Source organism: Thermomonospora catenispora (assembly GCF_006363815.1).
Taxonomy (GTDB): Bacteria; Actinomycetota; Actinomycetes; order Streptosporangiales; family Streptosporangiaceae; genus Thermomonospora; species Thermomonospora catenispora.
In genome coordinates this window covers 118,396-132,274 of the sequence record NZ_RRYT01000015.1, presented here as the reverse complement: position 1 = coordinate 132,274, position 13,879 = coordinate 118,396, and the positions used below count along the sequence as shown (strand labels likewise).

Here is a 13,879-nt window from a genome sequence, read left to right as displayed (position 1 = left end):
GCCGCGCCGGCCCCGCGCCGACCGTCGCGAGACCGCCTCGCCGGCCGCCGCGTCGGGCGTCGGGCGGGCGTGCGAACGCCGCGCCGGCGCATCGCCGGCCGGGCGTCGCACGCCGCCGGAGAACCGCTTCTCCGGAATCGGGACCCGGGTTCCGGCGCGGTGTCGGCGCTCGCTTACCATCCCAGGCATGACGGTGCCGCCTGATGATGTTGCGACCTCGCCACGCGAGCCGTTCGCGCCGGCCGCCGAATTCCCGGCCGCCGAGCGCGACCAGTGGCGGGAACTGGTGAAAGGGGTGCTGCGCAAGTCCGGCGCGGCCGCGGAGGACACACCGCTCGCGGAGGTCGAGGGACTGCTGACCCGGCGGACCTACGACGGGATCCCCATCGGCCCCCTCTACACCGCCGACGACGCGGTGCGGGCCCGGCCCGGCCTGGCCCCGCGCGTCCGCGAGGTCACGCCGGAAGGGGAGGGGCTGGCGGCCTGGGACGTCCGGCAGCGCCACGCCCACCCCGACCCCGCCGCCACCGCCGAGGCGGTCCTCGCCGACCTGGAGAACGGCGTCACCTCGGTGTGGCTGACCCTCGGCGAGGCGGGGCTGCCGGTGGAGGCGCTGCCCGGCGTCCTGGAGAAGGTGCACCTGGACGTCGCGCCGGTGGTGCTGGACGCCGGCCCGCACACCGCCGAGGCGGCCGAGACGTTCCTGGGCCTGGTCGCCCGGCGCGGCCAGGAGCGGCGGGCGCTGGGGGCGCTGGGCGCCGACCCGCTGGGCCTGGCCGCCCGCACCGGCGCGCCCGGCGACCTGCCGGCGGCGGCCGCGCTGGCGGTCCGGTGCGCCCGCGAGTTCCCCGGGATCCGCGCCTTCGTGGTCGACGCCACCCCCTACCACGACGCGGGCGGCAGCGACGCCGAGGAACTGGGGGCGGCGACGGCCACCGGCGTCGCCTACCTGCGGGCGATGACCGAGGCGGGGCTGACCGTGGAGGAGGCGTTCGAGCAGATCGAGTTCCGCTACGCCGCCACCGCCGACCAGTTCGCCACCATCGCCAAGCTCCGCGCCGCCCGCCGGCTGTGGAGCCGGGTGGCGGAGGTGTGCGGCGTGCAGTCGGCCGTGCAGCGGCAGCACGCGGTGACCTCGGCGCCGATGATGACCCGCCACGACCCGTGGGTGAACATGCTGCGCACCACCGTGGCGTGCTTCGGCGCCGCGGTCGGCGGGGCGGACGCCGTCACCGTCGAGCCGTTCGACCTGCGGCTCGGGCTGCCGGACGCGTTCTCCCGCCGCATCGCCCGCAACACCCAGACCCTGCTGCTGGAGGAGGCCGGCCTCGCCCGCGTCGTCGACCCCGCGGGCGGCTCCTGGTACGTCGAGCGCCGCACCGAGGACCTCGCCCGGGCCGCCTGGGAGTGGTTCACCGAGATCGAGAAGAACGGGCGGATGGCCGAGGCGCTGGCCTCCGGGATGATCGCCGAACGGATCGCCGCCACCTGGGAGCGGCGCCGCAAGGACATCGCCCACCGCAAGGCCCCGCTCACCGGGGTCAGCGAGTTCCCCAACCTGGAGGAGAGGCTCCCCGAGCGCGCCCCCGCCCCCCGGCCCCTCGGCGGCGGGCTGCCCCGCGTGTACTACGCCCAGGACTTCGAGGCGCTGCGGGACCGCGCCGACGCCCACGCCGCCGCCACGGGGGAGCGGCCGAAGGTGTTCCTGGCCACGCTGGGGCCGATCGCCGTGCACACCGCGCGCGCCACGTTCGCCGCCAACCTCTTCCAGGCCGGCGGCATCGCCACCGTCACCGGAGAGCCGGGCGACTTCGCCGCCAGCGGCGCGAAGGTCGCCTGCATCTGCTCCAGCGACACGCTGTACGCCGAGCGGGCCGCCGAGGCCGCCCGCACCCTCAAGGAGGCCGGGGCGGTACGGGTCTGGCTGGCGGGTAAGGGTTCCTACGACGGGGTGGACGCCAACATCTTCGCCGGCTGCAACGCCGTGGAGACGCTGGAGACGACCCTGCGCGACCTGGGAGTGGCCGAATGATCCCCGATTTCTCCGATGTGACGCTGGGCGGCCCGGCCCGGCCGGACGAGGCCGTCGCCGAGTGGCGCGCGGCGGTCGTCGAGGCCACCGGCAAGGAACCGGAGGCGTTCGTCTGGGACACCCCCGAGGGCATCGACGTCAAGCCCCTCTACACCGACGCGGACCTGGCCGGGGTGGACCACCTGAACACCTACCCGGGCATCGCCCCCTACCTGCGCGGCCCGTACGCGCCGATGTACGTCACCCAGCCGTGGACGATCCGCCAGTACGCCGGGTTCTCCACGGCCGAGGAGTCCAACGCCTTCTACCGGCGCAACCTGGCCGCCGGGCAGAAGGGCCTGTCGGTCGCGTTCGACCTGGCCACCCACCGCGGCTACGACAGCGACCACCCGCGGGTGACCGGCGACGTCGGCATGGCCGGGGTGGCGATCGACTCCATCCTGGACATGCGGCAGCTGTTCGAGGGCATCCCGCTGGACCGCATGAGCGTGTCGATGACCATGAACGGCGCGGTGCTGCCGGTGATGGCCCTCTACATCGTCGCGGCCGAGGAACAGGGGGTGAAGCCGGAGCAGCTGGCGGGGACCATCCAGAACGACATCCTCAAGGAGTTCATGGTCCGCAACACCTACATCTACCCGCCCGGGCCGTCGATGCAGATCATCTCCGACATCTTCGCGTACACCTCGCAGAAGATGCCGAAGTTCAACTCCATCTCCATCTCCGGCTACCACATCCAGGAGGCGGGGGCCACCGCCGACCTGGAGCTGGCCTACACGCTGGCCGACGGGGTGGAGTACATCCGGGCGGGGTTGCGGGCGGGCCTGGAGGTGGACGCCTTCGCGCCCCGGCTGTCGTTCTTCTGGGCGATCGGCATGAACTTCTTCATGGAGGTCGCCAAGCTGCGCGCCGCCCGGCTGCTGTGGGCCAAGCTGGTCAAGGGCTTCGGACCGGAGAACCCCAAGTCGCTGTCGCTGCGCACCCACTCCCAGACCTCCGGCTGGTCGCTGACCGCGCAGGACGTGTTCAACAACGTGGCGCGCACCTGCATCGAGGCGATGGCCGCCACCCAGGGCCACACCCAGTCGCTGCACACCAACGCCCTGGACGAGGCGCTGGCGCTGCCCACCGACTTCTCCGCCCGCATCGCCCGCAACACCCAGCTGCTGCTGCAGCAGGAGTCCGGCACCACCCGGCCCATCGACCCGTGGGGCGGCAGCGCCTACGTCGAACGCCTCACCCACGACCTGGCCCGCCGCGCCTGGGGCCACATCCAGGAGGTCGAGGCCGCCGGCGGCATGGCCAAGGCCATCGACGAAGGGCTGCCCAAGCTCCGCATCGAGGAGGCCGCCGCCCGCACCCAGGCGCGCATCGACTCCGGCCGGCAGCCGGTCATCGGCGTCAACAAGTACCGACCCGAGGCCGACGAGCCCATCGAGGTCCTCAAGGTCGACAACGCCGCCGTCCGCGCCCAGCAGATCGAGAAGCTGCGGCGGCTGCGCGCCGAACGCGACGAGGAGAAGACGCGGTCCGCGCTGGAGGCGCTGACCGCCGCCGCCGAGGCCGCCAAGGCCGGCGCCCGCAGGCCCGGCCTGGAGCAGAACCTGCTGGCGCTGTCCATCGACGCCGCCCGCGCCAAGGCCACCGTCGGGGAGATCTCCTCCGCCCTGGAGAAGGCGTTCGGCCGCCACCGCGCCCAGATCCGTACCATTTCCGGTGTGTACCGACAGGAGGCCGGACCGGCGGACAACATCGAACGGGCCCGCGCGGCGACCGCCGAGTTCGAGCGCGCCGAGGGCCGCCGCCCGCGGATCCTGGTCGCCAAGATGGGCCAGGACGGCCACGACCGCGGCCAGAAGGTGATCGCCTCCGGCTTCGCCGACCTGGGCTTCGACGTGGACGTGGGCCCGCTGTTCCAGACCCCCGCCGAGGTGGCCCGCCAGGCGGTGGAGGCCGACGTGCACATCGTCGGCGTCAACTCCCTGGCCGCCGGGCACCTGACGCTGGTGCCGGCGCTGCGGGAGGAGCTGGCCGCCCTCGGCCGTGACGACATCATGATCGTCGTGGGCGGGGTGATCCCGCCGGGCGACTTCGAGGCGCTGCGCGCCGCCGGGGCCTCGGCGATCTTCCCGCCCGGCACGGTCCTCGCCGACGCCGCGCTGGACCTGCTCAAGGAACTGTCGGCCCGGCTGGGACACGGCTGATCGATGCCCCCGGCCCTGGAGGACTACGTCAAGGGGGTGCGGGAGGGCTCCCGGGCGTGGATCGCCCGGGCGATCACGCTGGTGGAGTCCACCCGCCCCGACCACCGCGAGCTGGCCCAGCGCCTGCTCACGGAGCTGACCCCGCACGCCGGCGGCGCCCGCCGCGTGGGCGTCACCGGCGTGCCGGGGGTGGGCAAGTCCACGTTCATCGACGCGCTCGGCAGCAACCTCACCGCCGCCGGGCACAAGGTCGCCGTGCTGGCGGTGGACCCGTCCTCGACCCGCACCGGCGGCAGCATCCTCGGCGACAAGACCCGCATGGCGCGTCTGGCGACCGACCCCAACGCGTTCGTGCGGCCCTCCCCGTCGGCGGGGACGCTCGGCGGGGTCGCCCGGGCCACCCGCGAGGCCATGGTGGTGATGGAGGCCGCCGGGTACGACGTGGTGCTGGTCGAGACGGTGGGGGTGGGACAGTCGGAGACCGCCGTCGCGGAGATGGTCGACACCTTCCTGTTCCTCACCCTGGCCCGCACCGGCGACCAGCTGCAGGGCATCAAGAAGGGCGTGCTGGAGCTGGCCGACGTCATCGCCGTCAACAAGGCCGACGGGCCCGACGAGATGGTGGCCAAGAAGGCGGCCCGGGAGCTGGCCGGCGCGCTGCGGATGCTGCGCCCCTCCTCCGACGGGCGCAGGTCCGAGGTCCCGGTGCTGACCTGCAGCGCCCGCGACAACGTCGGGCTGGACGTGGTGTGGCGGCACATCGTCGAGCACGCCGACCGGCTGGCCGAGACCGGCGAGCTGGCCGCCAAGCGCCGTGAGCAGCAGATCCGCTGGGTGTGGGCGATGGTCCACGACCGGCTGCTGGCCGACCTGCACTCCCACCCGGCGGTGCGGGACCTGGCGCCCGCACTGGAGCGCCAGGTCGCCGAAGGCGCGGTGCCCCCGGCCGTCGCCGCCGACCGGATCCTCGCCGCCTTCACCGGACGGGGGCCCGACTGACGGAGCCCGCCCCGCACGGGGCGGCCGGCGGCCGCCCGGACGCTCGGTCCGGCGGTCCCGGGCGGCCGCCAGGTCACGAGTTGACCCGGTGCCCGTCGTGATCGGCCCGCATCCGATAGAAGTGTCGGCATGGACGTGATTGCGCTGAGTGATCCGACGGATGCGCAGATCGAGGAATGGCACTCGGTGGCGGCGGCCGCATGGGCCTGGGACCGGCCCGGCGAGCCGGTGCCGGACCTCGAACACACCCGGGCCCGGCTGCTGATCCCCCCGCCGGCCTCCCGCAACGTCATGTGGGCCGCGGTGGACGACGGCGGCCGGATGCACGGGACGGCCTACCTGCGGCTGCCCCACGACGCGGGGCGGGCCGCCGAGATCGACGTGCAGGTGCTGCCCGCCCGCCGGCGGCGCGGCATCGGCACCCGGCTGCTGGCGGTGGCCGCCGACCGGCTGCGCGCGGCCCGCTGCGGGACGGTCGTCGCCCAGGTGTTGGCCGGGACGCCCGCGGTGCCGTTCCTGGAGAGGCACGGCTTCCGCCGCGTGCTGTCGCTGCGGGTGATGCTGCTGCGGATGGACGAGCTCGACCCGGTGCGGCTGGCGCGGCTGGTGGCCGACGCGCCGCCCGGCTACCGGCTGATCCGCTGGACCGGCCCGGTCAGCGAGGAGCTGGCGGGAGAGCTGGCGATGGCCAAGCGCGCCATGGCCGACATCACCGTCGGCGGCTCCTCCCGCTGGGATCCCCGTCGGGTCCGGGAGACGGCCGAGGCGGTGGAGGCGCGCGGCGACCGGCTCTACACCGTCGCCGCCCTGCACGGACCGACGGCCGCGCCCCGCATCGCCGGGTTCACCGAGGTGGTGGTGTCCGCGACCGACCCCGAACGGGCGGCGCAGTACGACACCGCCGTGGTCCCCGAGCACCGGGGCCGGCGGCTGGGCATCTGGCTGAAGGCCGCCATGCTGGAGTGGCTGCGCACCGAACGGCCCGACGTGCGGGAGATCGAGACCGACAACGTCGACGACAACTCGCCCATGCTGGCGGTCAACGCCGAGCTCGGCTTCCGGCACCAGCGCGATCACCTGGACTACCAGGCCGACGTCGCCGACCTGCCGACCCTGGTGCGCTGAACGGTCGTCCACAGATGCGGCGGGGCCTTCCGGAGACGCCCGCCGCGCCGGGAGCCTGGGCCTGCCACGTCCGTTTCCTCATGCAGGCCCAAGGAGGCCCCCATGGGCGAGACCCTGTCCCTGGCCGTTCCCGAGTCCACCACCACCCGGTTCCTCATCGCCGCCGACGACGGCGCCCCCGACGTGCGGAGGCTGCGCGACATGCTTCCCGCCGACGGGCTGGCGGGCACCGCCCGCGATCTGCTGGCCTCCCCGCTGCTGCTGGTCGCCGACGTTCCCGCGGCCGACTCCCCCTGGAGGCCGCGGCTGCGGGCCCTGGGCGGCGGCGAGGGGGAGCTGGCCGCCCTGCGCTCGGCCCGCCGCCACCTGGTGGTCACCTCGATCGCCGACCCCGCCGCCCAGCCCCGCCAGGCCCAGGCGGCCCGCCTGGTCGCCCGCACCCTGGCCGCGGCCACCGGCGGGCGGGTCGCCGATCTGGCCGCCAACCGGACGCTGAGCGACCCGACCGGGCCCGAACCCGACCGCTTCCTGCTCTGCGACGACTGGCTGGGGGTCTTCCTCACCCCCGGCGAGGGCCGGACCATGCGCGCCGACACCGCCGGGCTGCACCGCTTCGGCCTTCCCGAGCTGGTCGCCGTCCGCATCCCTTACGGCCGCATGCTCACCGCCGTCACCGTCCTGCGCGGCCTGGCCGCCCGTCTGTTCGCCGAGCACCGCGCGTGGTCGAGCGGCGACCCCGCCGCCGTGTGGCGGCTGACCGCCGACCTGTCCCTCCGCCCCGACGACGTCTTCGGCTACTGGGGCGTTCCCCGGTCCGGCCCGGGCCGCCCCCTTCCGCTGCGCCTCGCCGTCTGCTCCGCCGCCTGCCCGGACTGCGACACCGGCCTGCGCCTCGCCCCGCCCGGCGACCGGCCCGAACCCGACTGGTGGGAGCGCGTCGCGGCACCGGCCGTCCCCGTCCCCCCGCGGACCGCCGTGCGGGGCCGCTCACCGTGATGACCGCACCGGGCCCCGGCGGGCGTCTCGCGCGAGGCCCTCGTCGGTCCGTGCGAGGTTCGCGCGAGATCCTCCCTTCCCTCCGGAGCCCGCCCGCGCCGCCCGCCGGACCCCGCCGGGGAGAACGGCGGCTGGCCGCGGGCGCGGGACGGTGTCCTCCCCGGCGAGGCCGCGACGGAAGGGCGCGGAAGGCGCCGAGAAAGGACGAGAAGGGACGAGAAGGGGACGAGAGGGGATCGGCAAAGGGGCCGCGATCGTCCCGTTCCCGCCGCCGGCGAACAGAAAATGCGTTGCCCGAAAGGGCCGGTAAAAGGCACTCTGATCACGGCCGTTGAACGGCGGAAATGGAGGAATTCGGCAACGCATTCCCGTGCATGCGCCGGCGGGACGCGCGGTGACGCGCGGACGGGATCGGCGGGCCTCGGGAGGCGCCGGGAGGAGGTGAGCCGATGAACGTGCTCGTCCTGAACGCGTCGTACGAGCCCTTACAGCACGTGGACCTGCGGCACGCCATCCGCATGCTGGTGCGAGGAGTGGCCGTCGTCGAAGAGGCGGAGGAAGGGCGCAGCATCGGCGCCTTCCCCGTGCCGCGGGTGCTGCGGCTCGTGCGTTACGTCGCCATGCGGTGGCGTCACGGCAGGCGTCCGCCGTGGAGCAAACGCGGCGTCCACCTGCGGGATCGCGGACTGTGCGGCTACTGCGGCGACCGCGGTCACACCATCGACCATGTGCTGCCGCGCTCCCGGGGCGGAAAGGACACCTGGGAGAACACCGTCCTGGCCTGTGCGCGGTGCAACAACCGCAAGGGCGACCGCACCCCCGCCGAGGCCGGGCTGCGACTGCGGGTGACGCCGCGGGTGCCGCGTTGGGACGAGCTCATCGGCCGCTGATCGCCGAGGCCGGGCCGTCGCCCAAGGGCCCGGCCTCGGCAGAAAATCACCACCTCTAAGAGTGACAATCGAGTCACTCTATGTGGTTTGTGATTCAGTCGTGATATACGTGCAAAACGTGGTAACGTGCCGCCCGTCTTTCGGCGACCCATCGGGAGAGATGAGTGGCGGTTCACGACCCGACCGGTGATGAGCGGGCCCGGCGATCCGGACGCCCGGGCTCGGCGTCGCGTCGCGCCGCGACGCTCGTCCTCGCCGCGGCCATGGCCGCGGCCGTTCCGTTCTCCGGCACGGCGGGCGCGGCCCCCGCCGCGCCCAAGGACTCCGAGAAGGAGCTCGCCGCACTCAACAAGCGCGCCGCCGAGCTGGCCAAGGAGTACCGGGGCGGGCTGGTCGCGCTGGACGAGGCCAAGAAGGCCGCCCGGCGCGCCGCCGACGAGGCCGAGCGCCTGGACCGGGAGCTGCAGGACACCCGCGAGGCGGTCGGCCGGCTGGCGGCGGCCTCCTACATGCGGGGCCGGCTGGAGCCCGTCACCCTGTTCGCCGCCTCCGACCCGGCCGCGATGATGCGGGACGCCGCGCTGCTGGAGTACCTGCGGATCGACAACGGCCGCCGACTGCAAGACCTGCAGCGGCTGTCGGCGCAGGCCGCCCAGGCGCGCCGGACCGCCGACGCCAAGGTCGAAGAGGTCCGCGAACAGATCGAGGATCTGGACAGACAGCGCGACCGGGTCAAGAAGCTGCTGGCCAAGCACAAGCCCCAGGCCCCGGTCACCGGCGGCTCCGGCGGCCGCCCCGACGGGGTCACCGGCACCAAGTCCACCATCATCGGCAACTCCATGACCAGCCGGATGCGTCAGGTGCTGCTGGCCATCGACGGCAGGTTCGGTCCCTTCCCCGCCATCGGCTGCTACCGCGCCGGCGACCCTCAGGACCACGGCACCGGCCACGCCTGCGACTTCATGGAGAGCACCGGCGGTCGCATGCCCAGCGCCAGCGCCCAGGCCCACGGCGACGCCGTCGCCCAGTACGCCATCGACAACGCCTCCAGCCTCGGCGTCAAGTACGTCATCTGGCGTCAGCGGATCTGGGACGTCCGCAGCGGCGGCGGCTGGCGCACCATGGAGGACCGCGGCAGCATCACCGCCAACCACTACGACCACGTCCACATCTCCGTCCTGTGACCCGCCGCGGGGCGAGGACCCCGGCGAGACCCCGCGCCGCATCGCCCGCCCGGGCCGGCGGCCGAGGCCGCGGCGGGGCGGTGAGATCATGGCCGGGCGTGGTGTCGGCCTGTGATCGGGAGGCGAGATGGGGGAGTGGACGACGATCCGGCTCACGAGCGAGGACGACGGGGTCCGGGTGCTCACGCTGGCCGATCCCGACCGGCGGAACGCCATCGGGACGGTGATGCGCGAGGAGCTGATCGCGGCCGTGGGGGAGGTCCGTGCGGATCCCGCCGCCCGGGTGCTCGTCGTCGCCGCCGAGGGGACCAGCTTCTGCGCCGGGGCGGATCTGCCCGCGCTGTTCGGGGGGCAGGGGCGGCCCGTGGGAGAGATCCGCGCGGGGCTGCGCGCCTACTACGAGAGCTTCCTGGTGCTGCGGGACCTGGAGATCCCGACGATCGCGGCGGTGCAGGGGCCGGCCGTGGGAGCGGGACTGAACCTCGCATTGTGCTGCGACGTCCGGATCGCCGGCCCGAACGCGCGGTTCGCGGCGACGTTCTCCAGGATCGGGCTGCACCCCGGCGGCGGATGCACCTATTTCCTGACCCGGGAGCTGGGGGCGCAGCGGGCGCTGGCGCTGCTGCTGGAGGGCGGCCGGCTCACCGCCGAGGAGGCGCTGGAGCGGGGACTGGTGCTGTCGATCGCCGACGATCCCGCGGCCGCCGCCCTGGAGCTGGCCCGCTCCTGGGCCGGACTGCGCCCGGGACTGCTCAGGGACATCAAGCTGGCGGTCCGGCTGGCCGCCCGGGGAGACCTGGAGTCGGTGATCGAGTACGAGTCGTGGGCGCAGGCCGAGTCCGCCACCTATCCGGAGATCGCCGAGTTCGCCGCCCGGTTCGGCAAGCGCTGAACGTCCGCGCGCCGCGCATCGCACCCGCCGGCCGGAGCACGGAAGGGCGCGACGGCCGTGCGGCGATGAGGAGCCCGCGGGAGCGGGGCCGTCCGCGGCTCCCCGGTCATGGGCGCGGCGGCCGTGCGGCGAAGGGACCGGTGGCCCGCGGACGCCGTGGACCCCGGCGGGAGGCGGACCGGCGGCGGGCCCGGGCGGGCGAGCAGAGGGCGCGAGCGCGGGAGAAGCGGAAGAGGACATGCGAGGCCCGGGGACGACGAGGCGCGGATCGTCGTCCCCGGGCCTTGAGGGGCCAGGGCCGCGGCGGGGGGTTCCGCGGCCCTGCACCGGCCGTGTCCGCTCCAGCACGGCCGATGGGATGCCGACCGGTCACGGGCGGGCGGCGCCGCCCGCCCCGCGTCTCACTCGAACAGGTCGGGCTGCTCGCGGGTGATCTGGTCGTACAGGGGCTGGTAGTTGATCCAGCCGACCAGGTCGTTGCCGATCTGCTGGTGCGTCAGCACCGCGTTCTCGTGCTCGATGTGGACCACCTGACCGGCGGCCTTCGCCAGCAGCTGGACCTGGCACGAACGCTCCATGGTGATGAACCACCAGGCCGCCGCGTCCACCGAGTCGCCCACCGTGAGCAGACCGTGGTTGCGCAGGATGACCGCCTTGTTGTCGCCGAGGGCGGCGGCGATCCGCTTGCCCTCCTCCAGGTCGGTCACCACGCCCGTGTAGTCGTCGAACAGGCTGTGGTCCTGGTAGAACGCGCAGGCGTCCTGGGTGATCGGCTCCAGCTTCTGACCCAGCGCCGACAGCGCCCGCCCGTACACCGAGTGGCTGTGCGCGGCGGCCACCACGTCCGGACGGGCCTGGTGGACCTGGGAGTGGATCACGAACGCGGCCTCGTTGACCGGGTAGCGGCCCTCCACCACCTTGCCCTGGTGGTTCACCAGGATCAGGTCGCTGACCCTGATGTGCTTGAAGGAGATCCCGAACGGGTTGACCCAGAAGTGGTCGGTCAGCTCCGGGTCGCGGGCGGTGATGTGCCCGGCCACGCCCTCCTCGAAGCCGAACTTGCCGAACAGCCGCAGCGCCGCGGCCAGCCGCTCCTTGCGGTACCGCCGTTCGTCCTCGACGTTGTCGAACGTCGGGGGAAGTCGGAAGATCAGGTCCTGGGGCGGCAGCTTCTCGAGGAACTCTTCGTCGGACATCCTGCGGCCCTTCATGCCGTTCGTGCTGGTATGCAGACACTGAACCCCAACGACGGCCGGGTCGCCTAGAGCGGGCCGGTCCAATTGTGACCTGGGTCATTGTCCGGGGCGGACAATCGGCGTGGAGGTGGACGAGGTGGACCCCGAGGAGGCGGCGGGTTTCCTGGCCCTGCTGCGGGAGTGGGCGGGCGACCCGGAGCTGCTGGAGGCCACCGTCAAGGCCGCCCGTGAACGGTCCCCCCAGGTCGCCGAGCTGCCCGAGGAGGAGACCCGGCGGCACACCCGGGCGTTGATCGAGGGGGCCATCGAGGCGCTGACGGGCGGCGGCGAGCCGGGGGAGCGGGCGCTGCGGGCGGCCGAGCGGCTGGGATCGGACCGGGCCCGCCAGGGGGTGCCGGTGGCCGCGCTGCTGGACGGGTTCCAGGCCGGACGCTCGCATGTGATGCGGGTCCTCATCGACCACGGCCTGGCCCGCGGGATCCCCGCCGAGCTGCTGCTGGAGAGCGTGACCCGGATCGACGCCATCACCACCGCGCTGGTGCACCGCATGGTCCACGCCCACCGGGTCACCGAGCTGGAGCTGGCCCGCACCACCCGGGAAGGCCGCGTGCAGGCGCTGCGGCAGCTGCTGCACGGCGAGCCGGTGGAGCCGCCCGCCCCGCTGGACGGCTCCGTCCCCTACCACTGCGTGGTCAGCGACATCAGCGACCCCCGCGCCGCCCAGCGGCTGGAGCCGATGCTCGTGGGAGGACCCGCCTCCGGGCTGTCGGGGCTGGTGGACGGCAGGCTGGCGGCGCTGGTGACCCGGCTGCCCGCCCCCTGCGCCCTGCCGGAGGGGACGCCGCTGCTGGTCGCCGCCCCGGCCGCTCCGCTGTCGGAGGTCGCCGAGCTGTACCGGCTGGCCCGCCGGGCGCTGCGCGCCGCCCTCCCGCACGGGCTGCACGGACTGCGTCACCTCACCGAGCTGGCGTTGACCACCGCCACCGCCGCCGAGCCCGTCCTCGGGCGTCTCCTGGCCGGCGAGCTGCTGGTCGCGTTGTCCCCCGCGGACGCCTTCCACCGCGAGCTGGCCGAGACGGCCCTGGCCTACCTGGACCACGGCGCCCGCATCGAACCGACCGCCGCGGCCCTCCACGTCCACCCCAACACCGTCAAATACCGCCTGCGTCGCCTGCACGCCCTGACCGGCCGGCCGCTGGTCTCCGAGACGGGCGACGCCGTCGCGCACGCCGCGCACTGGTGGTGGGCGCTGCACGCCTGGCTGCGCCTGCCCCCCTCCGCCTCGTGACCGGACGCCGGCCGGCGATGATCGTCGATGGCATCCTGGGCCGATCCGCGCGACGAGGGAGGACGCTCATGCCGTACGTGCTGCTGGGACTGGCGATCGCGGCCGAGGTGGCGGCGACGCTGTCGCTGCGCGCCTCGGAGGGGTTCACCAGGTGGGGGCCGTCGATCGTGGTGGTGGTCGGCTACCTGCTCTCGTTCACGCTGCTGGCCAAGGCGCTGACGTCGTTGAACGTGGGCCCGGTGTACGCGATCTGGTCGGCGCTGGGCACGATCGGGGCGTTCGTCGGCGGGGTGCTGCTGTTCCAGGAGCCAGTGCGGCCGCTCACGGTCGCGGGCGCGGCGCTCGTCGTGGTCGGGGTGGTGGTGATGAACCTGGGCGGCGGCATCAGCCACGGGTGAGGGCGGACGCGCCGGCTCAGCGGTGCTCCAACGCCATCCGGGCGCCGATGCCCACCAGCAGCGTGCCGGACACGCCGTCCAGGGCCCGGCGGGTGCGCGCCCCGCGCAGCAGCCGGGAGATCGGCCCCAGCGCCAGCGTGAACAGCCGCCACCACGCCACCGCGATCGCCAGGAACACCAGCGCCAGCACCGCCGTCGTCCGCAGCCGGGGCTCGCCCGCCCCCACGAACTGCGGCAGCAGCGTCAGGAACAGCAGTGCGATCTTCGGGTTGAGCAGGTTGGTCAGCAACCCCTGCCGGAACGCGGCCCCCGCCCCGAGCCCGCCGCGCTCGGGGACGTCCGCCTCCGGCTCCCGGGGGGCCTCGCCGCCGCGCAGCGCGCCCGCCAGCATCCGCACCCCCAGGTAGGCCAGATAGACCGCGCCCGCCGCCTTCACCGCCGTGTAGGCGGCGGCGGAGGCGGCGAGCACGGCCGACAGCCCCAGCACGGCGGCCGCGGCGTGGCAGGAGATGCCCAGGCAGCAGCCGAGCCCGGTGAACCAGGCGACGTGGGAGCCGCCGCGCAGGCCGTTGCGCAGCACCAGCAGCATGTCCGGCCCCGGCGTGATCGTCAGCACCGCGACCACGCCGAGGAAGGGGATCAACAGGTCCGGCACGGCCCACATCGTAGGGCCGC

Annotated in this window: 12 protein-coding genes; 10 read left to right on the top strand and 2 right to left on the bottom strand. The window is 74.2% G+C overall.

Features of this window, described 5'->3' with window-relative positions:
* Nucleotides 1-187: 187 nt before the first annotated feature.
* The 8 genes from EIO00_RS13975 (at nucleotide 188) to EIO00_RS13940 (ending at nucleotide 10,322) form a co-directional block, all read left to right on the top strand.
* Nucleotides 188-2,032 carry a methylmalonyl-CoA mutase family protein gene (locus tag EIO00_RS13975; RefSeq protein ID WP_140178991.1) on the top strand — a complete coding sequence of 615 codons (1,845 nt, stop codon included), beginning with the start codon at nucleotides 188-190 and terminating at the stop codon, nucleotides 2,030-2,032.
* Entirely contained in the window at nucleotides 2,029-4,236 is a 2,208-nt protein-coding gene (scpA, locus tag EIO00_RS13970) for a methylmalonyl-CoA mutase (protein WP_140178989.1), read from the top strand. Before EIO00_RS13975 ends, scpA begins: the two co-directional genes overlap by 4 nt.
* Nucleotides 4,237-4,239: 3 nt before the next feature.
* Nucleotides 4,240-5,235, top strand: a complete 996-nt coding sequence (gene meaB, locus EIO00_RS13965; protein WP_140178987.1) for a methylmalonyl Co-A mutase-associated GTPase MeaB — start codon at nucleotides 4,240-4,242, stop codon at nucleotides 5,233-5,235.
* Between the two features lie 129 nt (nucleotides 5,236-5,364).
* Entirely contained in the window at nucleotides 5,365-6,360 is a 996-nt protein-coding gene (locus tag EIO00_RS13960) for a GNAT family N-acetyltransferase (protein ID WP_140178985.1), read from the top strand.
* 102 nt (nucleotides 6,361-6,462) lie between these two features.
* A complete protein-coding gene (locus EIO00_RS13955; RefSeq protein ID WP_140178983.1) occupies nucleotides 6,463-7,356 on the top strand; it encodes a hypothetical protein in 894 nt (297 codons plus the stop codon).
* A 449-nt stretch (nucleotides 7,357-7,805) separates the two neighbouring features.
* Nucleotides 7,806-8,246, top strand: a complete 441-nt coding sequence (locus tag EIO00_RS13950; protein ID WP_140178981.1) for an HNH endonuclease — start codon at nucleotides 7,806-7,808, stop codon at nucleotides 8,244-8,246.
* Between the two features lie 164 nt (nucleotides 8,247-8,410).
* Nucleotides 8,411-9,430, top strand: coding sequence for a VldE C-terminal domain-containing protein (locus tag EIO00_RS13945; protein ID WP_140178979.1), 1,020 nt, complete (start codon nucleotides 8,411-8,413; stop codon nucleotides 9,428-9,430).
* A 127-nt stretch (nucleotides 9,431-9,557) separates the two neighbouring features.
* Nucleotides 9,558-10,322 (top strand): enoyl-CoA hydratase, encoded by a 765-nt coding sequence (locus tag EIO00_RS13940; RefSeq protein WP_140178977.1) that lies wholly within the window; start codon nucleotides 9,558-9,560, stop codon nucleotides 10,320-10,322.
* A 401-nt stretch (nucleotides 10,323-10,723) separates the two neighbouring features.
* Here EIO00_RS13940 and EIO00_RS13935 read toward each other — a convergent pair whose 3' ends face one another.
* A complete protein-coding gene (locus tag EIO00_RS13935) occupies nucleotides 10,724-11,518 on the bottom strand; it encodes a class II aldolase/adducin family protein (RefSeq protein ID WP_140178975.1) in 795 nt (264 codons plus the stop codon).
* Nucleotides 11,519-11,639: 121 nt separating this feature from the next.
* Here EIO00_RS13935 and EIO00_RS13930 point away from each other — a divergent pair, with 121 nt between their 5' ends.
* Together EIO00_RS13930 and EIO00_RS13925 are read left to right on the top strand one after the other, a co-directional pair.
* The gene (locus EIO00_RS13930; RefSeq protein WP_241661343.1) at nucleotides 11,640-12,806 is read left to right on the top strand and encodes an RsbRD N-terminal domain-containing protein; all 1,167 of its coding nucleotides are present in this window, start codon (nucleotides 11,640-11,642) and stop codon (nucleotides 12,804-12,806) included.
* Nucleotides 12,807-12,874: 68 nt separating this feature from the next.
* Nucleotides 12,875-13,204 carry a DMT family transporter gene (locus tag EIO00_RS13925; RefSeq protein ID WP_140178973.1) on the top strand — a complete coding sequence of 110 codons (330 nt, stop codon included), beginning with the start codon at nucleotides 12,875-12,877 and terminating at the stop codon, nucleotides 13,202-13,204.
* Between the two features lie 16 nt (nucleotides 13,205-13,220).
* On the opposite strand, the gene EIO00_RS13920 is transcribed toward EIO00_RS13925, so the two are convergent.
* A complete protein-coding gene (locus EIO00_RS13920; RefSeq protein WP_241661341.1) occupies nucleotides 13,221-13,868 on the bottom strand; it encodes a LysE family translocator in 648 nt (215 codons plus the stop codon).
* Between the last annotated feature and the right edge of the window lie 11 nt (nucleotides 13,869-13,879).

What these genes read in the sequence shown, in the direction of transcription:
- EIO00_RS13975 (WP_140178991.1), top strand. Translation starts at nt 188, where the DNA reads ATGACGGTGCCGCCTGATGATGTTGCGACCTCGCCACGCGAGCCGTTC.
- scpA (WP_140178989.1), top strand. Translation starts at nt 2,029, where the DNA reads ATGATCCCCGATTTCTCCGATGTGACGCTGGGCGGCCCGGCCCGGCCG.
- meaB (WP_140178987.1), top strand. Translation starts at nt 4,240, where the DNA reads ATGCCCCCGGCCCTGGAGGACTACGTCAAGGGGGTGCGGGAGGGCTCC.
- EIO00_RS13960 (WP_140178985.1), top strand. Translation starts at nt 5,365, where the DNA reads ATGGACGTGATTGCGCTGAGTGATCCGACGGATGCGCAGATCGAGGAA.
- EIO00_RS13955 (WP_140178983.1), top strand. Translation starts at nt 6,463, where the DNA reads ATGGGCGAGACCCTGTCCCTGGCCGTTCCCGAGTCCACCACCACCCGG.
- EIO00_RS13950 (WP_140178981.1), top strand. Translation starts at nt 7,806, where the DNA reads ATGAACGTGCTCGTCCTGAACGCGTCGTACGAGCCCTTACAGCACGTG.
- EIO00_RS13940 (WP_140178977.1), top strand. Translation starts at nt 9,558, where the DNA reads ATGGGGGAGTGGACGACGATCCGGCTCACGAGCGAGGACGACGGGGTC.
- EIO00_RS13935 (WP_140178975.1), bottom strand. Translation starts at nt 11,518, where the DNA reads ATGTCCGACGAAGAGTTCCTCGAGAAGCTGCCGCCCCAGGACCTGATC.
- EIO00_RS13925 (WP_140178973.1), top strand. Translation starts at nt 12,875, where the DNA reads ATGCCGTACGTGCTGCTGGGACTGGCGATCGCGGCCGAGGTGGCGGCG.
- EIO00_RS13920 (WP_241661341.1), bottom strand. Translation starts at nt 13,868, where the DNA reads ATGTGGGCCGTGCCGGACCTGTTGATCCCCTTCCTCGGCGTGGTCGCG.